Source organism: Rhodococcus sp. ENV425 (genome assembly GCF_002887785.1).
Classification (GTDB): domain Bacteria; phylum Actinomycetota; class Actinomycetes; order Mycobacteriales; family Mycobacteriaceae; genus Rhodococcus; species Rhodococcus aetherivorans.
In genome coordinates, this window is sequence record NZ_PCZU01000255.1 from 1 (window position 1) to 24,772 (window position 24,772).

The 24,772-nt window shown below is 69.9% G+C and carries 25 protein-coding genes, 1 tRNA gene and 1 pseudogene; 9 read left to right on the top strand and 18 right to left on the bottom strand.

Features of this window, described 5'->3' with window-relative positions; translation table 11 throughout:
• Positions 1–922 (bottom strand): RNA polymerase sigma factor (locus tag CQZ88_RS22645; RefSeq protein WP_102800341.1); only part of this gene is annotated, 922 nt, incomplete at its 3' end.
• Positions 923–928: 6 nt separating this feature from the next.
• Positions 929–1,336, bottom strand: a complete 408-nt coding sequence (locus CQZ88_RS22650) for a YciI family protein (RefSeq protein ID WP_006942909.1) — start codon at positions 1,334–1,336, stop codon at positions 929–931.
• 463 nt (positions 1,337–1,799) lie between these two features.
• On the opposite strand from CQZ88_RS22650, the gene CQZ88_RS31600 reads away from it, so the two are divergent.
• From CQZ88_RS31600 to CQZ88_RS22670, 4 genes are all read left to right on the top strand, one after another.
• A complete protein-coding gene (locus tag CQZ88_RS31600) occupies positions 1,800–2,351 on the top strand; it encodes a DUF2510 domain-containing protein (protein WP_102800342.1) in 552 nt (183 codons plus the stop codon).
• Positions 2,352–2,499: 148 nt separating this feature from the next.
• Positions 2,500–2,925, top strand: coding sequence for a DUF732 domain-containing protein (locus tag CQZ88_RS22660; protein WP_102800343.1), 426 nt, complete (start codon positions 2,500–2,502; stop codon positions 2,923–2,925).
• Between the two features lie 200 nt (positions 2,926–3,125).
• A complete protein-coding gene (locus tag CQZ88_RS22665) occupies positions 3,126–3,887 on the top strand; it encodes a DUF2510 domain-containing protein (protein WP_102800344.1) in 762 nt (253 codons plus the stop codon).
• A 37-nt stretch (positions 3,888–3,924) separates the two neighbouring features.
• On the top strand, positions 3,925–4,329 hold the full coding sequence (locus tag CQZ88_RS22670) for a tyrosine-type recombinase/integrase (protein ID WP_308410820.1): 405 nt from the start codon (positions 3,925–3,927) through the stop codon (positions 4,327–4,329).
• Positions 4,330–4,364: 35 nt separating this feature from the next.
• Here the strand turns inward: CQZ88_RS22670 and CQZ88_RS31605 are convergent, their stop codons facing one another.
• Both CQZ88_RS31605 and CQZ88_RS22680 read right to left on the bottom strand, forming a co-directional pair.
• A complete protein-coding gene (locus tag CQZ88_RS31605) occupies positions 4,365–4,940 on the bottom strand; it encodes an SHOCT domain-containing protein (RefSeq protein WP_102800351.1) in 576 nt (191 codons plus the stop codon).
• Positions 4,941–5,333: 393 nt separating this feature from the next.
• Positions 5,334–5,408, bottom strand: a tRNA-Thr gene (locus tag CQZ88_RS22680).
• 127 nt (positions 5,409–5,535) lie between these two features.
• Here CQZ88_RS22680 and CQZ88_RS22685 point away from each other — a divergent pair.
• Positions 5,536–7,007: pseudogene (locus CQZ88_RS22685) on the top strand (threonine/serine exporter ThrE family protein).
• A gap of 29 nt (positions 7,008–7,036) precedes the next feature.
• On the opposite strand, the gene CQZ88_RS22690 reads toward CQZ88_RS22685, so the two are convergent.
• From CQZ88_RS22690 to CQZ88_RS22700, 3 genes are all read right to left on the bottom strand, one after another.
• Entirely contained in the window at positions 7,037–7,276 is a 240-nt protein-coding gene (locus CQZ88_RS22690) for an MbtH family protein (RefSeq protein WP_003936798.1), read from the bottom strand.
• Positions 7,273–8,664, bottom strand: coding sequence for a lysine N(6)-hydroxylase/L-ornithine N(5)-oxygenase family protein (locus CQZ88_RS22695; RefSeq protein WP_102800345.1), 1,392 nt, complete (start codon positions 8,662–8,664; stop codon positions 7,273–7,275). The genes CQZ88_RS22690 and CQZ88_RS22695 overlap by 4 nt, the downstream gene beginning before the upstream one ends.
• A gap of 152 nt (positions 8,665–8,816) precedes the next feature.
• Positions 8,817–10,541, bottom strand: coding sequence for an AMP-binding protein (locus CQZ88_RS22700; protein ID WP_050034597.1), 1,725 nt, complete (start codon positions 10,539–10,541; stop codon positions 8,817–8,819).
• 160 nt (positions 10,542–10,701) lie between these two features.
• Here CQZ88_RS22700 and CQZ88_RS22705 point away from each other — a divergent pair, with 160 nt between their 5' ends.
• Positions 10,702–11,718 carry an NADP-dependent oxidoreductase gene (locus CQZ88_RS22705; RefSeq protein ID WP_102800346.1) on the top strand — a complete coding sequence of 339 codons (1,017 nt, stop codon included), beginning with the start codon at positions 10,702–10,704 and terminating at the stop codon, positions 11,716–11,718.
• A gap of 58 nt (positions 11,719–11,776) precedes the next feature.
• Here the strand turns inward: CQZ88_RS22705 and CQZ88_RS22710 are convergent, their stop codons facing one another.
• From CQZ88_RS22710 to CQZ88_RS22755, 10 genes are read right to left on the bottom strand one after another with little or no spacing between them, the layout of a single operon-like run.
• Positions 11,777–12,490: a metallophosphoesterase gene (locus tag CQZ88_RS22710; protein WP_050034595.1), complete on the bottom strand. Its 714-nt coding sequence runs from the start codon at positions 12,488–12,490 to the stop codon at positions 11,777–11,779.
• Positions 12,487–12,759 carry a BON domain-containing protein gene (locus tag CQZ88_RS22715; protein ID WP_006942889.1) on the bottom strand — a complete coding sequence of 91 codons (273 nt, stop codon included), beginning with the start codon at positions 12,757–12,759 and terminating at the stop codon, positions 12,487–12,489. Before CQZ88_RS22715 ends, CQZ88_RS22710 begins: the two co-directional genes overlap by 4 nt.
• The gene (locus CQZ88_RS22720) at positions 12,756–13,388 is read right to left on the bottom strand and encodes a nucleotidyltransferase (protein WP_029541180.1); all 633 of its coding nucleotides are present in this window, start codon (positions 13,386–13,388) and stop codon (positions 12,756–12,758) included. Before CQZ88_RS22720 ends, CQZ88_RS22715 begins: the two co-directional genes overlap by 4 nt.
• 28 nt (positions 13,389–13,416) lie before the next feature.
• Positions 13,417–14,076, bottom strand: coding sequence for an HAD family phosphatase (locus CQZ88_RS22725; RefSeq protein ID WP_102800347.1), 660 nt, complete (start codon positions 14,074–14,076; stop codon positions 13,417–13,419).
• Positions 14,073–14,924, bottom strand: coding sequence for an acyl-CoA thioesterase II (locus CQZ88_RS22730; protein ID WP_102800348.1), 852 nt, complete (start codon positions 14,922–14,924; stop codon positions 14,073–14,075). The genes CQZ88_RS22725 and CQZ88_RS22730 overlap by 4 nt, the downstream gene beginning before the upstream one ends.
• A gap of 17 nt (positions 14,925–14,941) precedes the next feature.
• Positions 14,942–16,600 (bottom strand): AMP-binding protein, encoded by a 1,659-nt coding sequence (locus tag CQZ88_RS22735; RefSeq protein WP_050034592.1) that lies wholly within the window; start codon positions 16,598–16,600, stop codon positions 14,942–14,944.
• A gap of 49 nt (positions 16,601–16,649) precedes the next feature.
• Positions 16,650–17,747: an acyl-CoA dehydrogenase family protein gene (locus CQZ88_RS22740; protein ID WP_006942879.1), complete on the bottom strand. Its 1,098-nt coding sequence runs from the start codon at positions 17,745–17,747 to the stop codon at positions 16,650–16,652.
• Positions 17,744–18,937 (bottom strand): acyl-CoA dehydrogenase family protein, encoded by a 1,194-nt coding sequence (locus tag CQZ88_RS22745; protein ID WP_029541170.1) that lies wholly within the window; start codon positions 18,935–18,937, stop codon positions 17,744–17,746. The genes CQZ88_RS22740 and CQZ88_RS22745 overlap by 4 nt, the downstream gene beginning before the upstream one ends.
• Before the next feature lie 34 nt (positions 18,938–18,971).
• The gene (locus CQZ88_RS22750) at positions 18,972–20,006 is read right to left on the bottom strand and encodes a phosphotransferase family protein (protein WP_102800352.1); all 1,035 of its coding nucleotides are present in this window, start codon (positions 20,004–20,006) and stop codon (positions 18,972–18,974) included.
• Positions 19,993–20,832: an enoyl-CoA hydratase-related protein gene (locus tag CQZ88_RS22755; protein ID WP_006942875.1), complete on the bottom strand. Its 840-nt coding sequence runs from the start codon at positions 20,830–20,832 to the stop codon at positions 19,993–19,995. Before CQZ88_RS22755 ends, CQZ88_RS22750 begins: the two co-directional genes overlap by 14 nt.
• Positions 20,833–21,183: 351 nt before the next feature.
• Between CQZ88_RS22755 and CQZ88_RS22760 the strand changes: the two genes are divergently transcribed.
• Positions 21,184–22,221 (top strand): phosphotransferase family protein, encoded by a 1,038-nt coding sequence (locus tag CQZ88_RS22760; protein WP_102800349.1) that lies wholly within the window; start codon positions 21,184–21,186, stop codon positions 22,219–22,221.
• A 61-nt stretch (positions 22,222–22,282) separates the two neighbouring features.
• Here CQZ88_RS22760 and CQZ88_RS22765 read toward each other — a convergent pair whose 3' ends face one another.
• The gene (locus CQZ88_RS22765; RefSeq protein ID WP_102800350.1) at positions 22,283–23,065 is read right to left on the bottom strand and encodes an IclR family transcriptional regulator; all 783 of its coding nucleotides are present in this window, start codon (positions 23,063–23,065) and stop codon (positions 22,283–22,285) included.
• A 203-nt stretch (positions 23,066–23,268) separates the two neighbouring features.
• On the opposite strand from CQZ88_RS22765, the gene CQZ88_RS22770 reads away from it, so the two are divergent.
• Positions 23,269–24,036 carry a CoA transferase subunit A gene (locus CQZ88_RS22770; protein ID WP_029541161.1) on the top strand — a complete coding sequence of 256 codons (768 nt, stop codon included), beginning with the start codon at positions 23,269–23,271 and terminating at the stop codon, positions 24,034–24,036.
• The gene (locus CQZ88_RS22775; protein ID WP_006942868.1) at positions 24,033–24,695 is read left to right on the top strand and encodes a CoA transferase subunit B; all 663 of its coding nucleotides are present in this window, start codon (positions 24,033–24,035) and stop codon (positions 24,693–24,695) included. Before CQZ88_RS22770 ends, CQZ88_RS22775 begins: the two co-directional genes overlap by 4 nt.
• Positions 24,696–24,772: the final 77 nt, after the last annotated feature.

The window sequence follows — 24,772 nt, forward strand, 5'->3', positions numbered from 1 at the left end:
CCGCGACGGCGCGGTTGAGGCGGGCCACCGGGTTGTCGGTGAACCGCAGCAACTCGTCGTACCACTCGACGATCTGCACCCAGTCGGTCTCCTCGGCCGTGCGGGCATCGGCGTGGAGCGCGGCGAGGGCGGCCTGGGCCTGGAACTCCCCCAGTCGGTCGCGGGCGAGCGCTGCCTGGAGCACGTCGACGCCCTCGGCGATCAGACGGGTGTCCCACAGGCTGCGATCCTGCTCGGCCAGCGGCACGAGGCTGCCGTCGGTACGGGTCCGCGCCGGGCGCCGTGCGTGGTGGAGCAGCATGAGCGCGAGCAGGCCCGCCACCTCCTCATGCTCGATCATGGCCGCCAGCTGGCGAGTGAGCCGGATCGCCTCGACGGCGAGGTCGACGTCGCCGGAGTAGCCCTCGTTGAAAACGAGGTAGAGCACGCGCAGCACCGTGGCGACGTCACCGGGCCGGTCGAACCGGACACCCGAGAGGGTCCGCTTGGCCCGGCTGATGCGCTGGGCCATGGTTGCCTCGGGCACGAGGTAGGCCTGCGCAATCTGTCGCGTGGTCAGACCGCCGACCGCGCGCAGTGTCAGCGCGACCGCCGAGGCCGGCGTCAGGGACGGGTGCGCGCACAGAAAGTACAGCGCAAGCGTGTCGTCCACTGCCTCGGCCGGGCCGGGCCCGGGCTCGACCTCGACGAGCACCTCGCGCCGCCGCCGGGAGGACTCGGCGCGGGTGGCGTCGAGGAACCTGCGCCAGGCCACGGCGACCAACCAGCCCTTCGGGTCCCGCGGCGGATCGTCCGGCCACACGCGCACCGCTTCGACCAGGGCGTCCTGCACGGCGTCCTCGGCCGCCGCGAAGTCGGCTCCGCGGCGGACGAGGATCCCGATCACCGTGGGGGTGAGGGTCCGCAGCAGGGTCTCATCCACCGTGCCTCACTCCGTGACGGTCGGAGGCGCGGACAGGAACGGGCGCACCTCGAGCCACTCGTGAATCGGCTTCCCACCCGCCCCCGGAGCCGCAGACAGCTCGCCGGCCAGCTCCAGCGCCCGCTCGTAGCTGTCGACGTCGATCACCATCCAGCCGGCAATCAGATCCTTGGTCTCGGCGAACGGGCCGTCGGTGACCGGCGGCCGCCCCTCGCCGTCGTACCGGACGAACGTGCCCTCCGGGGACAGCGCCTGCGCGTCGACGAACTCTCCGGTGCCCTCGAGCCGAGCGGCGAAGTCGTTCATGTACTGCATGTGGGCGGAGATCTCCTCCGGCGTCCACTGGTCCATCGGCACGTCGTTGACCGGTGCCGGCGCGCCACGGTAGTGCTTGAGCAGCAGGTACTTGGCCATCGTGTTCTCCTTGATGCGGTACAGCCCATTGTGGCCGTGTTCACCTCAGAGACGGAGCCGTGCTCGGGATCTCGACATCCCACCGCGACATTTCCCGGCGATCCTCCTGACACCGCGCACTCTGCGGCGCCACGGGAGCCGCGACGAGCTTCGCGCCCGCGGGCTTGCAGGCCGGCCACGACGGCGTCGAGCGAGAGAATGTGGGCAAGAACCAGAACAGGGCCGGCTCCCGTTCTCGGAACCGGCCCCTGACCTGCCGTGCAGCGTTTCCGCTGGTGGAGCCCCCTGTCAGGATTGAACTGTCTGATCAGGCCTAGCTAAAGGGCCGCACCCCGCTCTACACGCGGTTTCTCGTCTCGAATTTCCGATTCTTTCGGGTTGTGTCGTGGGCAAGTGTGGGCAAAATGTGGGCACGCATCCGGCGATCGGTAACACAAAACAGACCGGATGGGATGATGCGGGCATGGCAATCGAACTCCGCCCGGATATCCAAGCAGCGAAGGACCGACTCACCGCCACAGTAGGCGCGGGTCGCGAGCTCAAGAACCTCGAATCCCATCTGTGGGAAGGTGAACGCGTCGACATGCTGTGCGTCGGCCAGTACGGCAAAGGCCAGGGACTTCTTGCACTGACCGACCGCCGCCTGATGTTCGTGTTCCACGGCATCCTGGGCCAGACCACCGAGGACTTCCCGCTCGACAAGATCTCCTCAATCCAGTGGGGTGCCGGCATGCTGCTGGGGACCATCACAATCTTCGCCAGTGGGAACAAGGCAGAAGTGAAGAGCGTGGCGAAGACCGACGGGAAGGCGCTTGTAGACCGCGTCCGGGCGCTGATTTCGGGCCAGGTGTCTCCAGTCCCTGCTCAGGCAGCTCCAGTCCAGTACGCATCGACGTCGACGCCGCCCCCTCCGCCGTCGGTGCCAGCAGGCTGGTATCCCGATCCGCACGGTGCGCAGGTGCAGCGGTACTGGGATGGCCGGCAGTGGACGGAGCACACTGCTCCGCTGGGCTGAGTTGTGTGGCGTATGCAGCACAGGAACGCCCCCGGCAGTTTCGGGGGCGTTCATCATGTCCCCGCCCATCTCACCTCACGGCCGAGGATCGAGGAGTTGCGACCAGAAGCTGGGTAACACAAATCCGACCAGATGGGATGATCCCGGCATGAGACTCCACGCCCTGACAATCCCTCCCGTTCTATTACTGCTTGCTGCATGTGGGGGTGGAGAGGCAACACCGGCGGCCGGAGAGCCGTCCAGCCCCAGCGCGCCGTCCTCCACGACAGCTTCGTACAAGCCGCTCCCTACGCGACAGGATGCCTTCGTCAAGCATCTGCGTGCAGGCGGCATCTATCCCAGCAAGGACCAGATCCCCCTACTAATCCCGGCCGCCGTCGGAAACTGTGATGCACTGCGTTCGACTACACTTCCCGATTACCAGAAGTTCGACAAGATGGTGGAATTGTCCAGAATTCTCGGTGCCGGAAAGAACGTTTTTGATGACCAGTCGACCGCTGAGGCGTTCATGGCTGCATCAATCCACGCGTACTGCTCGGATCTCGTCGACCTGATCCCAACCCGCATCAACTAGACCGGTCGCTTCACTCACCGTTCCCCACCCCTGCCTGCGACCACAGCGGAGTGAAGGGAGAGAACGGAAGGGACCGCACTCCCGACGCCCATCACCGCGGTACCCATTCGAAAGGGTGCGTGTGACCTCAGTCTACTCTGTAACGAACCGGCCAGTTGGTACGACGCTCCCGGAGAATTTCCCACGATGAACGGACGCCGATGAACCTCTCCGCTGGCTGGCACCCCGACCCCCACGACCCAACGCAGCTCCGGTGGTGGGATGGGCAGCAGTGGACGTCTGCAACGCATCCCGGCACCGGCACCGGGGCCGAACCGACAGCTCAGTTCAGCGCGCCGACCGCTCCCCCTCCGTCGCCGGAAGAGAAGAAGAAGACCCTTCTTATCGGTGTCGCGACCGTCATAGGCCTCGCGCTCGTTCTCGGGTTGATCGCAATTTTCGGCGATGACAGCGATGACAATACGGCTGCAAGTTCTGCTCAAACGAGCTCCGTTCCCACCGTAGCTCCGACAACAACGACATCCAGTCGCCCGGCGGCGATTCCATCAACAACGCTGACGCCGAGGACGACCACAACGCAGACCACAGTCGATCGCAGCATCCCCGAACCCGCACTGTCCGCGACCGAGGCGGGTTGCGAAGAGCCGGATGCATCCATCGTGCAGGCCATTGAGGCCTCGCTAAAACCAGGCCTAACGCTCGAATACACTGCTGCGGTATCGACCCGCGTGGACGGTATCGAATACACCTACACGTCTGGCGACGTCTACGAGAACGGATCTCGACATGCCTCGAGCGTCGTCTGGATTACGCCAGGGTTCGGCGTCATGGGCCTCTCCGGAAACTCACAGCGAGTCTCCAGCCTCCCGTTCGTCCGCGGAATCGTTGATGCGAACGCCGGCGACGAGTATGGCCAGAAGGTTCAAGACTGCGTAGTCGCGCTATCCCGCGGCGACCGATGACTCAGGACCACTTCACGCCAGGCCGCGGTGGTCCGACGTGAGGCGGCCGGCCGATCGTGATCTCGCGTCCTTCGTGCCGATCGCGGTGTACTGCGCTTCCGTGCCGACCCAAATCGTCAGCGTTCGCGCGCCGGCGTTGTCGGGCGCGGTCGAGCGGTGCCAACGTGCGGCCGAGCGTGTGCGTGCAGCCGAAGGTGAGCATCCGACGACACCTGAGTTCCCGCGAGTGACCGCGCACGACCTCCGGCACACCGCGGCGTCGCTGGCGATCAGCGCCGGCGCGAACGTGAAGGCGGTCCAGCGGATGCTGGGACATGCGTCGGCGTCGATGACGCTCGACGTGTACGCAGACCTATTCGATGACGACCTGGCCGACGTCGCCAGACGAATGGAAGAGGGTGTGGACAGAATGCGGACGAAGGCGGCCGGCGGTCCGTCGTAATCTCCGATCAGCTCGCCGGCCGCGCTCGCAGTCCCTCACAGCCGAGCGAGAATCTCTGCCTTCTTGGTGGCGAACTCTTCCTCGGTCAAAATACCGGCGTCTCGCAGTTGTCCCAGCTTGACGAGCTGCTCCATCGGGTCAAGTTCGGGCGACGGCGCGTGAGCAGTAGGGACAGGCTGTGCCTGCTGCGGTGCAGCGTCTGCCGTGTAGTGGTGTGTGTTGGCGAGCCTGTGGGCCGCCAACCTCGCCTCGTGAGCAACCCGGTTGATGATGGTCACCGCTTCACGCGGATGTGGGATATCAGGCAGGACCGCTACCTCCACCCCTGAGGGGCGGTGGACGTGCACCAGTACGTCCCCCACTCCTCGTGCCTTCTGAGTGAGGGATTGCCGCATGTCGATATCGAAGAGTTGGTGGGTAGGAACCTGCTGAGCGTTGGTGGTCAGAGTGCCTCGCTCGAAGAACAGCGTGCTCGCAGTCAGTCGGAAGCGACCCCCGCCGATTCCAGTGATCGGCTGTCCCTTCGCGGCCCATAGGACGTCAGGGGCATGGGCCAGCTCGTCGGCTTCCTTCGATCGAGCCGAGATCCCATCAGTTGCTCTCTTGACCATGTCGGCGACCGCACCTGAGCCGCGCGGCCCGGGCGTCCCGTCCTCGACAACGAACTGCCACCCTTCTGGGGCCGGTGGCCACGATGGATCCGGCTGCCATCCATCGAACGGCAGCCATCCCTCGGGTGCAGAAGGCCATCCCGGAGGGGGGTTGAATCTCTTTGCCATCGAATTCGTCGTCCTCTTGCTTCGGTGTCGTGCTGCGGCGGTGCGCAGGAGATCGGAAGTAGTTCCACTCACCGTCTTCATCGCCTCGGCTTCTCGGCCCTGTTACGGGTCAGCGTGACGACACGCCTGGATTGGAGTGTGGGCAAAATGTGGGCAAGAACAGGAATGGGGCTGGCTCCCGTTCTCGGAACCGGCCCCTGACCTGCCGTGCAGCGTTTCCGCTGGTGGAGCCCCCTGTCAGGATTGAACTGACGACCGCTCGCTTACAAGGCGAGTGCTCTACCACTGAGCTAAGGAGGCAGTCGAGCGGCCCCATCATATCGGTAGCGCCCGCTCCACATGCGACCGCCCGGGTTCGTTACGGTGGATCCATGGCTGCTGTTACCGCGCGCATCGCCGAACACCGGACGGACGGGAGCACGTAACGGTGGGGACGCTGGCAACCGCCTTCGGGAAGCTCGTCCTCGACCGTCGCGCCACCCTCGACACCATCACCGAGGCGCCGGCGCCGCTGCAGCCGATCGACCTGACCGACGACGCGACGGTCGCCGAGGCGCTCGACGTCGCCGTCCGCGTCGGCGAAGTGCTGCTGGCCGCGGGCACGGGTGCGATCGACACCTCCGAGCAGGTCCGTTTCGTCGCCGCGACGTACGGCCTGGCCCAGTGCGACGTGGATGTCACCTACAACTCGATCGTGCTCTCGGCGTACCGGGGGCCGACGATGCCGCCGGCGAGCACGATGCGCGTCGTTCAGTACCGGTCGATGGATTTCACGCGGCTCGCCGCGGTGGACCGGCTGACCCGGCGCATCCGACGGGAGGCGATCTCGCCGGCGCAGGCCCGCGAGGATCTGCTGGCGATCACGACGGCGCCGCACCCGTATCACCGCTGGGTGGCGACGTTCGCGTGGGCGGCGATGGCCGCGTCGATCTCGGTCCTGCTCGGCGGTGGCGCGCTCGTGGCGGTGATGGCGTTCGCGTCGACGGCGGTCATCGACCGGACGAACCGCGTCCTCAACGGCATGGGCCTGCCGTTCTTCTTCCAGCACGTGGTCGGCGGCATCATCGCCGCGACGCCCGCGATCCTGTTGTTCAACCTGCGCGAACCGTTGGGTGTCGACGTGCCGCCGGGCCTGATCATCGCGGCCGGCGTGACGGTGCTGCTGTCGGGACTGTCGCTGGTCGGTTCGGTGCAGGACGCGATCACCGGGGCACCGATCACCGCGTCGGCGCGGTTCTTCGAGCTGGTGATGATGACCGGCGGAATCATCGCCGGCGTGGCGACGGCGCTGAAGGTGATGGAGGCGCTCGGCGCGGAGCTGCCGGTGATCAGCAACGATGCGCTGCCGACGGCGACCGCGCTGCCGGTGAAGGTGCTCGCCGGTGCGGCGTCGGCGTTGTTCTACGCGCTGGCGTGCTACGCCGAGCGACGGGCGCTGACGGCCGCCGCGCTCGGCGGTGCGGTGGGCAGCCTCGTGTTCTTGATGTCGATGGAGTTCGCGGTGGGTCCGATCATCTCGTCGGCGACCGCCGCGACGGTGGTCGGTTCGCCGGTGGCTTGATGGCGCGACGGGCGCTGACCCCGCCGCTGGTGGTGGCGGTCGCAGGCATCACCCCGTTGCTGCCGGGCCTGTCGTTGTATCGGGGCCTGTACGCGGTGATCGGCAGCGAACTGCTGCTCGGGCTGACCGCGCTGTTCTCGGCGTTCGGCATCGGGTGCGCGCTGGCGGCAGGGGTGACGCTCGGCGAGTGGCTGGCCCGCACGGTCCGGCATCCGCGGAGCGTGCTGCGGGCGGGGTCGCTTCGCCGGCCGCAGTTGCGCCGCGTCCGGCGGGTGCGTCCGTACCGGGGCTCGAAACGCCACGAGAGTCACTCCGCGGGTGGTGCACCCACGGGGTGACTCTCGGTCGACGCGGTTACCGCGGCAGGTCAGGCGCCCGCGTTGCGGGCCTTCTCGTCTGCCTCCATGGCGTCACGCAGGCTCTTCGGCCGCATGTCGGTCCAGTTCTTCTCCACGTACTCGACGCATGCTGCACGCGACTCCTCCCCGAACACCACGCGCCACCCCTGCGGCACCTCGGAGAAAGTCGGCCACAGCGAGTACTGCTCCTCGTCGTTCATGAGGACGTAGAAGCGGCCGTCTTCGTCGTCAAAAGGATTCGTGCTCATCTCGCCTCACTTGTCGCATAGGTGTGCTGCTTTCGTACCCTAGCAAGCCCGGGGGTCCGGTCATGACCCGCTGGTAGTTTTCCTCCGCGTCGCTCGAGGACGGATCCGAGGATCTCCCCGGACCGGATCGCCACGTTCGACAGCAGCGACGCCGTCAACCCGTGGGTCTTCTCGGTGCCGCCCTGCAGATAGATCCCGGCACGGACGTCGCCGGCGGTGGGCAGCCGGTAGTCCCGGTCGACCGTGCGCAGCGGCGACGACGCGGAAGCGAGGGCGCCGAGCAGGGGCGGCAGCGGGGCGGGCTCGAACCCGGTGGCGAGGACGACGGCGTCGCACATCAGGGTGTCGGTGAGTCCGTCGATCGTGCTGCGCACGTCCACCTCGATTCCGGTGGTCGACTCGGTGACCGCGGCGATCTCGGAGGCGCGCCGCATGAACAGCCGTCGCCGTCCGCTGACGCGTTCGCGGTACTCGGCCGCGTACAGCGCGGTGATCAGGTCTGGGTCGACGACGGAGTAGTTGGTGCCGCGGTGCAGGGCGAGCAGTCGTGCCCGCTCGGCCTCGGGTGCGGCGTGCAGTTCGTCGACGGTGGCCGGGTCGAAGATGCGGTTGGCGTACGGACTGTCGTCGGCGGGGCTGTAGCCGAAGCGGGCGAAGACGTTGTGCACTTCGGCCTGCGGATAGTGGCTGTGCAGGTACTGCACCACCTCGGCGGCGCTCTGGCCGGCGCCGACGACGACGAACCGCTGGTGCACGGGCGCGGGCATCTCGGCCAGATGGAACAGGAACCGGTGGTTGTGGAAGCAGCGCGCGGTCTCGGTGGCCCACGCGGGGATGAGGGGCCGCAACCCCACGCCGACGACGACGTTTCGGGCGTGCACGACGGTGCCGTCGGCGGTGTGGACGGCGAGGCGGTCGGCGATGCCTGCCTCGTCGTGCACGGCCTCGACCGCGGTGACTTCGGTGCCGTAGCGCACGTCGGCGTCGACGCGGCCGGCCGCCCACTGCAGGTAGTCCTGGAATTCGTGCCGCGTCGGGAAGAACGTCTGGTGGTTGACGAAGTCTACGAGCCGGCCCCGGTCGTGCAGGTAGGCGAAGAAGGTGTAGGGACTCGTGGGGTTGCGGAAGGTGACCAGGTCCTTCGGGAAGGCGATCTGCATGGTGGCGCCCTCGAGGAGCATGCCGGGATGCCACGCGAAGGCGGGTTGCCGCTCGAAGAACCGTGCCCGTACGGGATCGTGCGGGGCGTCGGCATTGTGTTCTTCGACGGCGATCGCCAAAGCGAGATTGGCGGGCCCGAATCCGATCCCGACGAGGTCGAGGAGTTCCGGTGGTTCGCCGTCCGGCGACGGCGAGTCACCGCTGTCGTTGCAGGATCGGTCGGTCATTGGTCGCTCTTCCGTGCTCTGGGGCCGCAGCCGCGGATGGATCGATCGCACAAGAAGATAGCTCAGGCTATCCTTGGTTTGGTTAGCCTACCAATCATTGAGGTCGGCTGGGGAGGCTGCGCTGCACCCTCCCGGCCCGGCTCCGGCCCGCCCTAGTTGCGCTCCTCCGCCCGCGCGAACAGGTCGCCCTTGCGGATCTTGCCGGTGGCGGTCATGGGCAGCGCAGCCACGAATTCGACGATCGGCACCTTGTAGCCGGCCATGTTCTCCCGCGCCCACGCCACGAGCCCCTCGGCCGTGACGGCCGTGCCGGGGACCGGCTGGACGAACGCGAACGCAACCTGTCCCCTGTCCGGATCGGACTTGGGGACCACCGCGACCGTCGCGACGTCCGGATGCATGCGCAGCAGCGCCTCGACCTCGGCGGGAAAGACGCTCATGCCGTTGGTCTTGATCATCTCCTTGTTGCGGGCGAGGTAGTGCAGCGCGCCCCGCTCGTCGAACCGACCGACGTCACCGGTGCACAACCAGGCGCCCTGGAACGAGTCCGCGGTGGCCTCGGCGTTGCGGTAGTACCCGGTCGTCACCGAGGGGCTGCGCACGATGATCTGCCCGGTCGCGCCGATCGGCACCGGAACGCCCGTCTCGTCGACGATCAGGATGTCGGTGCCCGGCACCGGCAGGCCGCAGAACACGGGCTCGCTCTCGAGGTCGACGTCGCCGTCCTGGAAGCCGAGGGTGAAGGTGTCGGCGGTGTTCGTCTCGGTCATGCCGTAGCTCGCCTCCCGCAGGGTGTGGCCGGTCGCGTCGCGCCACCGCCGGCGGATCGCCGGATCCAGCTTCAGCACAAACGACACCGCCATGGCGTTGTCGAGGCTGGCGGCGCGGCTGCCGTCGAAGCCGGGCGCCTCCAACAGCTCCACGTAGTTGTCGACGGTGCCGACCGTGCTGGTGACTCCGTGCCGCTCGACGAGGGCCAGCGCGGCGTCCGCGTCCCACCGGGTCATCAGCACGACGGTGCCGCCGTTGACGAGGGGATTGAGGATGCCGAAAACCTCGCCGGCGATCCAGAACATGGGCAGGTAGTTGAGCACCACCGTCGTCTCCCCCACCCGGCGGCCGCCGCCGACGGTGGCCGCGGCGGCGGTGTAGACCATGTGCCACTGGGTGTGCTCACAGCCCTTCGGCATGCCGGTGGTGCCACCGGTGTAGTTCAGCGCGGCGAGCGCGTCCGGATCGGTCGCGACGGCAGGAGCGCGGGGGCTGTCGACGATGCCCGCCCAGTCGCCGACGGCGGGATCGGCGACCGGGAAGGGCGGTGGCACCTCCCCCGGCGCCACACCGGCGAGCATGTCGCCGAGGGCGGTGACGGCGACGTGCCGCACAGGGGTGCGCGGCCGGACCGCTTCCACGAGCGGGAGCAGTTCGGGCTGCGTGAGCAGGATCGTGACGCCGGCGTCGGCGAGCTCGTGGGCGAGTTCGTGCTCGCGCAGCATCGGGTTCACGGGCACGTGGACGGCGCCGATCTTGAGGATCCCGAGCATCGCGACGTGGAACTGCGGGCAGTTGCCGAGGTGGACACCGACGCGGTCGCCGGCCCGGGCGCCGCGGGCGAGCAGCCAGCCGGCGAACCGGTCGGAGAGGTCGTCGTACTCGGCATAGCCGACGGTGCGACCGTAGAACTCGATCGCGGGGGCGTGGGGACGCACGCTCGCCCAGTGCCGCAGGTAGTCCACGAGCCCGCGACCCTCGATCGGGTACTCCACCGTGCGCGGCACCTCCGGCGGCCAGTGGGCCTCCTGCACCCGCCGGATCTCGGCGAGCGCGGCCTCGAGCGCATCGGAATCGGTGGGGACCGTGTCGAGCTGGCGTGTCATGTCGACCTTCCGTTTCTCGGGGCATCCGCGACGGCCGGGGTGATCCCGGTCACCCGCCATGTATAGTTGAATCCGGTGTCGGATTCAACTGCCCGGAATTCTCGCGAGGAGTCCGAATCACCGCACCGCAGTAGACGTTCCGCTGCCGAAAGGAATACGCATGGCGTCCGTGAACAAGCAGGTCCGATTGGCGCGACGACCGGTCGGCCGCCCCGACGAGTCCACCTGGGACATCACCACCGCACCCGTTCCGCGGCCCGCCGACGGCGAGTTCACCGTCCGCGTCGAGTATGTCTCCCTCGACCCCGCCATGCGGGGGTGGCTGAACGACGTCCGTTCCTACATCCCGCCGGTCGCGATCGGCGAGATCATGCGCGCCCATGCCGTCGGCCGGGTACACGAATCCCGGCACGACGACTACAAGGAGGGGCAACTCGTCTCGGGACACTTCGGGGTGTGCGACTACGCCGTCTCCCACGGTAGCGGCGTCGTCCCGGTCGACGAATCCCTTGCGGCCCCGCCGGTGTGGCTGGGCGCCCTCGGATTCCCCGGTATGACAGCATATTTCGGCCTCGTCGACGTCGGGCGGATGAAGCCGGGCGACACCGTGCTCGTCTCGGGCGCCGCCGGGGCCGTCGGCAGCATCGCCGGGCAGATCGCCAAACTGAGCGGGTGTCGCGTCATCGGCATCGCCGGCGGGCCCGACAAGTGCGCGTGGCTCACCGACGAACTGGGCTTCGACGCCGCCATCGACTACAAGGCCGGTTCCGTGGGCCGGGCGCTGCACGCCGCCGCGCCGGACGGGATCGACATCTACTTCGACAACGTCGGCGGTGAGACGCTCGACTCGGCGCTCGCCGTGCTGCGCAAGAATGCGCGAGTCGTGTTGTGCGGTGCCATCTCCGGCTACAACGCGACCGACCCGCAGCCGGGGCCGTCACGCTACCTGTCCCTGCTGGTGAACCGGGCCTCCATGGCCGGGTTCATCGTCTTCGACTACCTCGACCGCTTCCCCGAGGGCATGGCCGCGGTGTCGGAGTGGATCCGCCGCGGCGAACTGGTCACCCGTGAGCAGGTCGAGAGCGGCGGCGCCGAGGCCTTCGGGCGCACGCTCAACATGCTGTTCGACGGCGCGAACACCGGCAAGCTCGTGCTGAAGATGACCGACGACGCCTGAGGGCTCGCGCGGGGGTGGTCGAGTGTCGGGCCCGCCACCCCGCGACCGGCCCCAGCGATCAGTTCTCGAACCGGTAGACCGCGTAGGCGGTGCGGATGACCGGCTGCGCGACGTTGCGGACCCGCACGCCGCCCGGGGTGGTGCCGCGCTCGCACCCGGCGTGCGCGTGCCCGTGCACGGCCAGGTCCAGGTGGAACTCGTCGACCGGTTCGCCGAGCAGATACGACCCGAGGAACGGGTAGATCTCGGCGGGTTCGCCGCGCAGGGTGTCGCTGATCGGCGAGTAGTGCAGCAGCCCGACGCGGACGTCGGCACCGTCGAGCTCGGCGACGGCGCTGCGGAACCTGTCGGCCAGTTCCACGGTGTGCCCGGCGAACTGCTTCATCTCCGGCTCACCGAACGCGCTCGCGCACTTGCCCGCGAAACCCCCGCCGAATCCCTTGGTCCCCGCCACACCGAGCCGCGCCCCGTCCACCTCGAGGACGACCGACTCACCCTCGAGCATGACGATGCCCCGGTCGCGGAGCAGTTCGGTGATCTCGTCCGCGGCGTCGCTGTGGTAGTCGTGATTGCCGAGTACACCGACGACGGGCACCGGCAGGTCGCCGAACTCGTCGGCGACGACGCGCGCCTCGTCGACGGTGCCGTGCCGGGTGAGATCACCGGCGAGCAGCAGCACGTCGGCATGCTCGTGCAGGTGTTCGAGGGCGGGCCGCAGATGGCCGCGGGCGTCCTCGGCCAGGTGTACGTCGCCGACGGCGGCAATCCTCATCGCAGTTCCTCCACCGAGGTTCCGGGGTCGCGCGAGTCGACCACGTGCACGTCGTTGTGGACGGTGACGTCCGGTAGCTGTTCCTGCACCACCACGGTCAGCGCGTCGCGGCGTGCGGCGCTGGCGACCTCGCCGGTCAGGTACACGTCGGTGCCGCGGATCGTGACGCGCACGCCCTGTTCGGCGGTGCGGGGATCCTCGGCCAGGGCGCGGTGCAGGTGCGCCACCACATACTGCGGGTGATCCTGCTCCGGGTGTTCGTGACTCATCGCCGGACCTCCGAGCCGGGTTCGATGATGCCCAGGTCGGCGAGCAGGCCGAGGAAGGCGCGGGCGTACGGCGACGCCGCCGTGGCGGTGGCCACCTGGGCCCAGTCCACCTGCTCGCGCAGGGCGCGGGCGATGCGCAGCAGCGGCGCGAAGTCGCAGCGGTGCGCGTCGAGCACGTTGAGCTTGTCGCTCATCAGGTCGGTGCCGCTGATCACCGGCGCCGCGGTCGGGCCGATGCGCATCCACTGGGCGCGGGCGAGCATCGAATCGTCGACGTCCCGGTCGTTGGGGCGGAAGATCAGGTCCACGAGATGCTCCCCCTCGTAGACCTTGCTCAGCCAGTTCTCGGGCGGATCGACCGGACGCATGCCGGCGGCGACGAGCGCCTCCCGCGCGGCGTCCACGTCCCGGGGGCGGACGAACAGGTCCACGTCGTGGTCGGACGCGGGCCCGCCGCGCGCGTACACCGCGCATCCACCGCCGACCGCGAACGGCACCCCGGCTTCGTTGAGGGTGTTCGCCGCCTTGGTCAGCACCTGCAGCAGCTGGGTCTCCTTGACCGACTCGTCCGGCGAACCCGCGACGTCGACCGTCGCGGCGTCGGGGCTGTGGGGCTGTGCGTTGGTCATGGGTGGCGGGTACCCGCGCGCCGACGGCTCACACCTGACCGGGCACTCGTCCCGTCACGAAGCCGAACCGCTCGGCGAGCTGGAGGCGCGTGGTGTCGGCGTCGGTGTGCAGCACGCCGGCGATGCCGATCCGCGCCGCCCCGTCGAGGTTCTGCTGCAGGTCGTCGACCATCACGGCCTGCTCGGGCGCCACCCCCAGCCGCTCGCACGCGAGGGCGTAGATGCGGCGCGACGGCTTGCGGATGCCGATCTCGGCGGAGATCACCACCTCGTCCGCGAGCGCGGCCAGGTCGAAGCCGGCATAGCAGTCCCGGCCGAAGGCGTTGGACACCAATGCGACCGGCACGCCGGCCGCCCGGAGGTCGTCGACGAGGGCCACCGTCCGGTCGTCGCGCCGCATCCCGGCCTGCATCCGGGCGGCGAGTCCCTCCGCGGTCACGGCCGCCCCGTGGGCGCGCAACCGCTCGGCGAAGCCCTGCTCGAACTCCTCCGCGTCGATGCGCCCCGACTCGTGCTCGGCGAGCAGCCCGCGCGAGATCGGGTCGCCGCCGAGCAGCCGCAGCGGCAGTCCCGGATCGCCGAGTGTCGCGCCGAACTCCTCGAACGCGGCGAACACGCTCGTGGTGATCACCCCGCCGAAGTCGACCAGGACGGCGGTGCGTTCGGAGATGGGTGCAGCGAGGTTCATTCCGCCCGGCCTTCCGCGCGTCCGGCGCCGACCGCCGCGGCGCGCTCGGTGTGGAACCGCACCATGCCCTCCTGCGCGACGGCGGCGACCAGTCGTCCGGCCGTGTCGAAGATCTGTCCCTGGATCAGGGCGCGCCCCGATTCGGACGACGGCGACACCTGATCGAACAGCAGCCATTCGTCCACCCGGAACGGCCGCAGGAACCACACGGCGTGATCGAGGGATGCCCCCTGGATCGGCCTGTCGGGATGCGGTAGGACGGCGATGTCGAGCAGCGCCATGTCGCTGCAGTACGTCAGGGCGCAGGCGTGCAGGACCGGGTCGTCGGGCAGGGGGGTGCGGTGCCGTATCCACAGCCGCCGGCGCGACGGCACGTCGGGCGTGGCCTCGTCCGCAGGGAGCCAGCGGCGCTCCCAGTCGTCCCATTCCGGGAAGTCGTACCACGCGGCCCACGGGCGGCCGTTCTCCGCGATCTCTTCCGGTCCGGCCGTCGCCGGCATGGCCGCCTGATGGGTGTACCCGTCGTCGCCGCGGTGGAACGAGGCGGTCAGTGTGAACACCGTCTCGCCGTCCTGGACCGCGGTGACGTACCGGGTGCGGAAGCTGCCGCCGTCCCGCACGGCGTCCACCCGATAGTCGGTGGGGTCGAGCGGCCGGCCGGGGCGCAGGAAGTGCCCGTGCATCGAGTGCACGCCGAACTCGGGCGGCACGGTCCGTGCCGCCGCGGAAAGCGCCTGCCCGGCGACCTGGCCGCCGAAGGTCCGCTCCATCTCGGTCGGCACCGGGTCGGCGCGGAACGTCGCCGGGGCGATCTCGCGCAGGCCCAGAACCTCGTCGATGCTCGGCACGTGTTTCCCTCCTCGGGTCAGGACGACGCGACCCTGCGCATCTCGCGGCGCAGGATCTTCCCGCTGGTGGTCTTGGGCAGCTCGTCCAGGATCTCGACCGACCGCGGGGCCTTGTAGGTGGCCAGCCGGTCGCGACACCACGCCACCAGCTCGTCCGGGTCGACGTCCTGGTCCGGGCGCAGGCTCACGAACGCAGCGACCGACTCGCCGCGGTAGGAGTCGGGCACGCCGACGACCGCGGCCTCGCGGACCGCCGGATGCCGGTAGAGCACGTCCTCCACCTCGCGGGGCCAGACCTTGAACCCGGAGGCATTGATCATGTCCTTCTTGCGGTCGACCACGTACACCCAGCCCTGTGCGTCCATGAAGCCGACGTCACCGGTCAGCAGCCGCCCGCCCGGGATGGATTCGGCGGTGGCCTCGGGCAGGTTCCAGTAGGCGGGGACGACCATGGGACCCTCGACGGCGATCTCCCCGACCTCTCCCGGTCCGAGGTCCTTGCCGTCCTCGTCGACGATGCGCACCATCGCGGTGGGCAGCGGCAGGCCGATCGACAGCGTGCCCGAGTCCGGATCCACCGGCGCCTCGCGGCCGGAGGGCACGACGACACAGGGCGCGCTGGTCTCCGTCAGGCCGTAACCGTTGCGGATGTAGAGGCCGGTCCGCTCGCGGAAGCGCTCGACGATGGCCGGTGGCAGCGGCGCGCCACCGGAGTTGAGGGTCAGGAGCGACTCGAACGCGTCCGACGAGAACGACGGATGCGCCAGCAGCGCCATGTACGCGGTCGACGGGCCGACCATGAACGCGGGCCGCTCCCGCTTCAGGACGTCGAGCACCACCCCGGCGTCGAAGCGGTAGGCCAGCACCAGCGGACCGGCCAGATCCACCGCGGTGAGCAACTGGACGACCATCCCGGTGATGTGGAACAGCGGCGCGAGAGCGAAGATCGGCGAACCCGCCGGAATCTCGTCGTACAGGCGCAGCAGTACGCAGTTGACGGTGAGGTTCGCGTGGGTGTTGGTGGCGCCCTTGGGCAGTCCGCTCGTCCCGGACGTGTAGGAGACGAGCGCGATGTCGTCGGGGACCAGGCCCGGATCGGGGACGGGGCGGCCCGCCCACTCGCGGGCGACCTCCAGTAGGTCGGGGACGCCCGGCGTACGGCGGCGCTCGACGCCCGCGAAGAGCCGCTCGTCGTTCCGGGTCTGCAGGTCCAGTTCGCTCGCGGTCAGCGCGATCGTCACGCCCGCCCCGGCGGCCCGCTCCGCCACCCGGTCCGCCCACGCCTGTTCGCCGCACACGACGGCGACGACGCCGGCGTCGGTGAGGATGTGGTCGAGTTCGTCCTTGTACATCGGGTTCAGCGGCACCACCGCGCCGCCGGCCTTCCACGCGCCGAACAGCGCGAGGACGAACTGCGGCACGTTCTGCAGGTACACGGCCAGCCGGTCGCCCCTGCGGAAGCCGTGTTCGAGCAGGTAGGCCGCCACGCCGTCGGTCAGCTCGTCGACTTCCCGATAGGTCAGCGTCGCACCGAGATACGTGATCGCCGGCCCGTCCGGCGCGGCGGCGACGGCGTCGGCGAACACCTCGAGCGTGGTCCGTCGCGGGACGGGTCCGACCTCGGCCACGCGGGGATCGTACTGGGCCATCCAGGGCCTGTCGTCGTACCAGCTCATCGTGGCGGCACCTGTCCTTTCGTGTGTTGTTGCAGCGCAATCGTTTCGGTCACGAGACCGGCAGGCCGACGAGGTCCGCCAGCCGGGCGCGGTGCCGGGACGGGACGCCGAGCGCGAGCTGATCGGCCTTGGCCCGCTTGAGGTAGAGATGCGCCGGGTACTCCCAGGTCATGCCGAGGCCGCCGTGCAACTGGATGCACTCCTCGGCAGCGTGGACGGCGACGTCGCTGCAGTAGGACTGGGCGACCGCCGCCGCGATCGCGGTGTCGTCGTCGCCGCGTGCGTACGCGTCGGCCGCGTACCGGGCGGCCGACAGCGCCGCGCCCACCTCGAGCCACAGATCGGCGAGCCGGTGCTTGATCGCCTGGTACGAACCGACGGCGCGGCCGAACTGGCGGCGCTCCTTGACGTAGGCGACGGTGGTCTCGAGGCACCACTGGGCCACCCCGAGCTGCTCGGAGGCGAGCAGCACCGCCCCGCACTGCAGCGCCTCGGTCACCGCGGCGGCCGCGTCGCCGCCGTCGACGCGGGTGGAGGCGGCCCCGGCGAACTCGACGTCGGCGATCGGCCGGGTCATGTCCAGCGACAGCACCGGGGTCACCGTGACGCCGGCGGCGTCCGACCGGACGGTGTGCAGTTCGAGGCCGTCCGGCCCCGCGACGGGGACGACGAGCACATCGGCCTCGTGTGCCCCGGCGACGCTGGTGACCCGTCCGGTCAGGCCGTCGGCCGTGCGATGCACCCCGGTGATCGCGGCGTCCGGCGCCGTCGACAACGGCACGACGAGGGCGCCGGTCGCGGCGCCCTCCGCGAGGGCCGGCACGGTCCCGGTGTCGCCGGCGCGCAGCAGCGCGACGGTGGCGAGCACCGCGCTCGACAGGTACGGCACCGGCGCGGCGGCCCGGCCGATCTCCTCCATGACGACCGCGGCCTCGCGGGTGCTCGCGCCGGCGCCGCCGAGCGACTCGGGCACCAGCAGCCCCGCCAGCCCGAGTTCGGCGGCGACCGTCTTCCACACGCCCGAGAAGTCGGCGGGCGCGGCGTCGTACGCGGTCACCACGACGGACGGTGGGCAGCGATCGGTGAGCACGCGACGGACGCTGTCCCGCAGGGCGTCCTCGGTGTCGGAGTACAGCAGGTCGGTCATCGCGCCAGGTCCTTCCACGGAATATCCTTGTCCACACGGTGTTCCGGCGGCAGCCCGAGCACCCGCTCGGCGACGACGTTGCGCAGGATCTCCGACGTGCCGCCCTCGATCGAGTTGCCCTTGGCGCGCAGGTACCGGTATCCGGGTTCACGGCCGGTGAAGTCCACCGCCTCAGGCCGGCGCAGGGTCCAGTCGTCGTATCGGAGGCCGTCCTCGCCGTGCAACTCCACCTCGAATCCCGACACGGTCTGGGCGAGGCGGGCGAACGCGAGCTTCATGCCGGAGCCCTCCGGACCGGGCTGGCCCGCGGCGAGCTGCTGGCGCAGGCGTTCTCCGGTCAGCCGGGTCACCTCCGCCTCCACCCACAGCCGCATCAGCTGGTCGTGCCGCGCCGGGTCGCGCAGCTCGGGACGCTCGCGCCACGTCGCGGCGACCTTGCCGATCATGCCGCCCTCGCGGGGCGCGCCGGAGCCGATCGCGACGCGTTCGTTGTTGAGGGTGGTCGTGGCGACGCGCCAGCCCTGCCCCTCGTCGCCGAGCCGGTTGGCGTCGGGTACCCGCACGTCGGTGAGGAACACCTCGTTGAACTCGGCCTCGCCGGTGATCTGCCGCAGGGGTCGCACGTCGACGCCCGGATCGCTCATGTCCAGCAGGAAGTACGTCAAGCCGGCGTGCTTGGGCACGCTCGGGTCGGTGCGGGCCACCAGGATCGCCATCTGCGCGTTCTGCGCGCCCGACGTCCACACCTTCTGGCCGTTGACGATCCAGTCGTCGCCGTCGCGGACCGCGCGGGTCGCGACGGCGGCCAGGTCGGAGCCGGCGCCGGGCTCGCTGAACAGCTGGCAGTAGATGTGCCGTCCGGTGTAGAGGGGACGCAGGAACCGGCGTTTCTGCTCCTCGGTGCCGAACGCCGCGATGGTGGGCGCGGCCATGCCCAGGCCGATGCCGTTGCGGCCCGCGGCGGGCCGGGGTGCTCCGGCGGCGGCCAGTTCGGCCTCGACCTGCGCCTGGTGACTCTGCGGCAGGCCGAGTCCGCCGTGGCCCGGCGGGAAGTGCACCCAGGCGAGACCCGCGTCGAACCGAGCGCCGAGGAAGTCCTCCGGCCCGGTCGTGCTCGGATCATACTGGTCCAGAAGATGTTTCACGCGCCCGGAGAGGTCGCGCGAGGTCGTCTGCTCGTCGGGGGACATCGTCGTCTCCTGCGTGTCGAGGGTGGTGGGGGCGTCAGATGCCGGCTTCGTCGGCGATCTCGCGGGCCTTGTGGACGAGAGCGTCGATGCGCGCGACCGTGGGAGTGCCGGCCGCGGCCTTGTTCTGCGGTTCGTCGAGGGCGCGGCGCATCACACCCTCCGCGATCACCGCCACCTTCCACAGCCCCAGCGCGTGCCAGAACTTCAGCGCCGCCGGGTCGCGGCCCGTCTCGTCCAGGTAGACGGCGGCGAGTTCGGCGCGGCTCGGGAAGCCCTCGAGGGTGGAGGCGGGGAAGTCGCCGCCGGTGTCCTCCCCCGGCTCGGGCCAGTACGCGAACAACGACCCGACGTCGGCGAGGGGGTCGCCGACGGTGGACAGTTCCCAGTCCAGCGCGGCGACGACGTCACCGCTCTCGCACGAGGTGATGACGTTGCGCAGGTGGAAATCACCGTGCACCAAGGTGATTTCGTGCTGTGGCGGCACGGCGGCCAGGAGCCGGCGGGTCAGGTCGTCGAGTTCGGGCAGCTCGCGGGTCTTCGACTTCTCCCACTGGCCGGCCCAGCGGTGCAGCTGCCGCTCCGCATACGGCTTGGGGCGGGCGAGGGCGTCGAGCCCCGTACGTTCGAGGTCCACGGCATGGATCCGGCCGAGCGTCCGCGCGAGCGACAGCCCGATCCGGCGGCGGCGCTCCGGCGTCAGGGATTCGGCGACGGACATCCGGTCCACCACCTGTCCGTCGACGAACTCCATGAGCACCAGCGGCACGTCACTGAATGCCGGATCGCCGGTGAGCCCGAACACCTTCGGCGTCGGCACGTCGGTGCCCTCGAGCGCGGAGAGGATGCGGGCCTCGCGCGCGACGTCGTGCGCGGACGCCAGTAGGTGCCCGAGCGGCGGTCGCCGCAGCACCCACCGGCGGCCGTCGCCGTCCTGCACCAGGTAGGTCAGGTTCGACTGTCCGAGCCCGATGCGGTCGAAGGTCAGCGGCGCGGTGTGCTCGATGCCGAGGTCGCCGAACCAGCGCAGGATCGCGTCCGGGTCGATGCCGACGGTTTCACGCAGGGGCATGGGCACTCCCGGGCAGGGCGGCGAACGCGGGGGCGCGCCGCTCGAGGTGACTGGCGACGCCCTCGGCCACGTCGGGACCGCGGAAGGCCTCGCGCATCAGGCGGTCCGCGGCGGCGAGCGCGTCCGGGTAGGACCGGTCGGCGTCGTCGCGCAGCTGCTGCTTGATCGTCGCCATCGACCGCGGCGAGCAGTGCGCGGCGAGGTCGGTCGCGTAGGCGACGGCGGCGTCGACGACGTCGCCGGTGGTGACGAGATGGTCGAGCAGGCCGATCCGGTGGGCCTCGTCCGCGTCGACCATACGGCTCGACAGGAGCAGGTCCGTGGCGCGGCTGTGGCCCACGAGGCGGGGCAGCAGCCAGCTGATGCCGTACTCGGCGATGAGCCCGCGGCGCGCGAACGCGGTGGTGAACCGGGCGGTCGGGTCGCCGAAGCGGACGTCGCAGTAGAGAGCCTCGACCAGGCCGAGTCCCGCGACGGGTCCACGGATCGCGGCGACGAGCGGTGTGCGGACCCGCAGCGGGAAGTCGCGCGGGCGTGGCCGCATCAGGTCGTCGTCCGACGCGTCGGCGACGTGGCGCAGGTCGTCGAGGTCGGCGCCGGAGCAGAATCCGCGGCCGGCACCGGTGACGACGACGGCCCGCACCTGCGGGTCGTCGTCGGCCTCGGCGAGCAGGTCGAAGTAGCGGTCCTCGAGCGCGTTGCTCCAGGCGTTGAGCTTGGCCGGCCGGTTGAGGGTGAGCAGGGCGACGGGGCCGCGCCGCTCGGTCAGGACCAGGTCGTCGGTGGTGGCCACGCCGCGGGTCGCCGCGGCGGGTGCGTCGGTCATCCGGGTGCTCCTTCACAGCAGGGAGTCACGTAACTTGACGTCAGATTCAAGTTGCTGAGCGCTCGCATAGTTTGCGCCCGAGGCGGTGTGATGTCAATCGCTCGGGCCATCCGGATGTGACCGGGGCAGGCGGCCCGGGCCACGGTCGGCGCGGGCTCGACGAGGCTTGCCCGATCCCCGAGTCCCGGGTCGCCGGCGGGCGGAGGACCCGGTCAGGGCCCAACGGCGTCTGGGGCGCGTGGACCGCGCCCCGAATTTCCCCGGTGGTCCGGCACGGCACGTACCGATCGGTGCGCGAGGCGAGTAAGCATGAGGGATCCGCACCGGATCCGAACGAGCAGAGAGGGCGCGATGGCTCAGGTGGATGCCGCGAGCGAGCCGATCGGCCTCGACGCAGCGCGCGTCACCGCGTGGTTCGTCGAGCACCTCCCGGACGTCGCACCCCCGTTGCACTTCGAACTGATCACCGGAGGCCGGTCCAACCTCACCTACCGGGTCCGTGACGAGGCGGGGACGCGTTGGGTCCTGCGCCGGCCGCCGACCGGGGAACTGCTCTCCTCCGCCCACGACGTCGTGCGGGAGTGGCGCATCCTCGACCTGCTCGCCGGCGGCCCGGTGCCGGTGCCGCCGGTGACGGGCTGCTGCACCGACCGGTCGGTGACGGGGGCGGACTTCTACGTCATGAAGCACGTCGAGGGCATCGTCCTCGACGATGCCGAGACGGTCGCCGCGATCCCCCGGCCGAACCGACCGACCGCCTCCCGCAGCATCGTGGACACCCTCGCGGTGATCCACGCGGTGGACACCACGACCGGACCGCTGGCGCAACTGCGCAAACCGGGCAGCTACCTCGAGCGCCAATTGCGGCGCTGGAGCCGTCAGCTCACCGCCGGCGGTGTCGGTCCCGGGCCCGTGTGGGACGTCCACGAGCTCCTGACCCGGAAGCTGCCCGCCGAACGGTGGACCGGGTTGGTGCACGGCGACTTCCGGCCGGGCAACCTGCTGATCGGGACCGACGGGCAGGTGCGCGCGGTTCTGGACTGGGAGCTGTGGACCATCGGCGACGTGATGGCCGACCTCGGGTGGCTCACCGCCACCTGGGCGTCGGCCGACGTGATCGGCTGGGCGCCCGATCCCGCCGACGGTTTCCTCGACGTCGACACGGTCGCCTCCCGGTACGCCGACACGACCGGCCGTGACCTCGACGACCTGCGGTATCACCAGGGCTTCGCGCTGTGGAAGCTCGCAGCCATCGCGGAGGGTGTGGCGGCGAGGTTCCGCGCCGGCGCGATGGGCGATCAGGAGGTCGACATCGACGCCCTCGCACAGCGTCCGGCGCAGCTGGCCGAGATGGCCCGCGCGGTGCTCACGGGGCGAGGGCCGGGCTGACGCGACGCGAGTGCGGGCGGTGCGGCGGCCCGATCCGGGTGCGCGTCCGGACGATCGTCCCTCACCCGGACCGCCGGGGGCGGTGGCGCAGCAACTGGGTGAGACGATGCGCCTGCCGGAGCAGCAGTTCCCCGAGTTCGGGACGACGGTCGGCGCGGAAACGGCTCTCCACCCCGGTGATGCTCAGCGCCCAGGCCGGCGCGTCCCGGTGGTCGAAGACGGCGGCCCCCATCCCCCAGCTTCCCTCCACGAGCAGGGCGGGATTGGTGGAGTAGCCGGCCAGGCGCGTCGCGGCGATCCGTTCCTCGACGGCCTGCCGGCTGTGGTCCGGCCCCCACCCGGCGGTCAGGTCGGTACGGGACAGGTACTCGTCGATGTCGCGGTCGAACAGGTGGGACAGGATGACGAGCCCCGCGGACGCGACACCGAGGGGCAGCCGGATCCCGACGTGGAGGACGTGGGAACGCAGCGGGAAGCTGCCCTCCTCGCTGGCGAGGCACACGGTCTCGTCCCCGCGCCGGGCGGACAGGAAGGCGCTCTCGCCGGTCTCCCGTGCGAGGTCGCGCAGGATGTCGCGGGCGAGGTCGGTGATGTCGTAACGGCCGGCCGCCAGCGAGCCGAGCAGGTACAGCTCGGGCCCCAGCGACCATCGACCGGTCTTCGGGTCGCGGTCGACGAGGCCCTCGTCGGTGAGCGAAGTCAGCAGGCGGTGCGCCGTCGGGCGCGCGAGGTTCGTCGCCCGGGCCAGATCCGAGGTCGACGAGCCGGTGGGCTCGTGCCCGGCGATCGCGCGCAGCAGCGCGCTGACGCGGCCGATCACGTGGGGTCTCTGTGCCTCCTCCATGACACGAGAATACGTCCACTCAGTGAACGCCGTCGAAATCGACGTTCCGATGGGCGAGCAATCTCGAATGCGCCGCTCGCAAGGCCTTGAAATCGGCAAACACAGAGCATGTAGTGGTACTCGACCGATGCGTCATCGTCCATTGAATGAACGCATCCTGCACCGGGGTCCGGAGGGACCGAAGTCTCGAGAAGGGGTCTGTGATGGGAACGAAAGTGTTCGACACGCCCGCGGCCGCCGTCGCGGACGTGTCCGACGGCGCGACGATCGCCGTCGGCGGGTTCGGGTTGTGCGGCATCCCCGACGCCTTGATCCGCGCGCTGGTCGAGTCCGGCGTCGGCGATCTCGAGGTGTTCTCCAACAACTGCGGCGTCGACGACCACGGCCTGGGCCTGCTGCTGAACGCGCGCCAGATCCGCCGGGTCACCGCCTCCTACGTCGGGGAGAACAAGGAGTTCGCCCGCCAGTATCTCGCCGGTGAGCTCGAGGTCGAGCTCACCCCGCAGGGCACCCTCGCCGAGCGGCTGCGCGCCGGTGGCGCCGGCATCCCCGCGTTCTTCACCCCGGCGGGTGTCGGCACCCCCGTCGCGGACGGCGGACTGCCGTGGCGGTACCACGTCGACGGCTCGGTGGCCGTGGCCTCCCCGCCGAAGGAGACCCGGGCCTTCGGCGACAAGCGGTACGTGATGGAGGAGGGCATCACCGCCGACTTCGCGCTGGTACACGCCGTCAAGGGCGACACCGCCGGCAACCTGATCTTCGACAAGACGGCGATGAACTTCAATCCGCTGGCCGCGATGGCCGGGAAGGTCACGATCGCGCAGGTCGAGGAACTCGTCGAGCCCGGCGAGCTCGATCCCGCGCAGGTGCACCTGCCGGGAATCTTCGTGCAGCGCATCGTCGAAACCGGTCCGCAGGACAAGCGGATCGAGAAGCGGACAGTCCAGGCAACGGAAGGGGCGGCACGATGACCGGCACCAAGGGATGGACCCGAGACCAGATGGCGGCCCGCGCGGCCGCGGAGATGATCGACGGCGAGTACGTCAACCTGGGCATCGGGCTGCCGACGCTCATCCCCGGTCATCTTCCGCCGGACGTGCAGGTGACGCTGCACTCGGAGAACGGCATCCTCGGCACCGGCCCGTACCCGACCGAGGAGAACGTCGACCCGGACCTGATCAACGCGGGCAAGGAGACGGTCACCGTCAATCCCGGTGCCGCATTCTTCGATTCGGCATTGTCGTTCGGCATGATCCGCGGCGGGCACATCGACACCGCCGTGCTCGGCGGCATGCAGGTCTCCCGGACCGGCGACCTGGCCAACTGGATGGTTCCCGGCAAGATGGTCAAGGGCATGGGCGGCGCCATGGACCTGGTGCACGGCGCCAGCCGCGTCATCGTGGTCATGGAACACACCGACCGCGACGGCAATTCGAAGATCGTCGACACGTGTTCCCTGCCCCTCACCGGCCAGGGTGTCGTCGACCGGATCATCACCGACCTCGCGGTGATCGACGTCGTCGGCGACGGGACCCTCGCGCTGCGCGAGCTCGCGCCGGGCGTGACCGTCGACGACGTCGTTGCGGCCACCGCGGCGCCGCTCGAGATCCGCATCGACGAGCTCGTCTGAGAGAAGTAGTCGAATACCACTGCTCGACAACAAGATCGGAGACCCCATCGTGACCAGTTCTGTCATCGTTGCCGGAG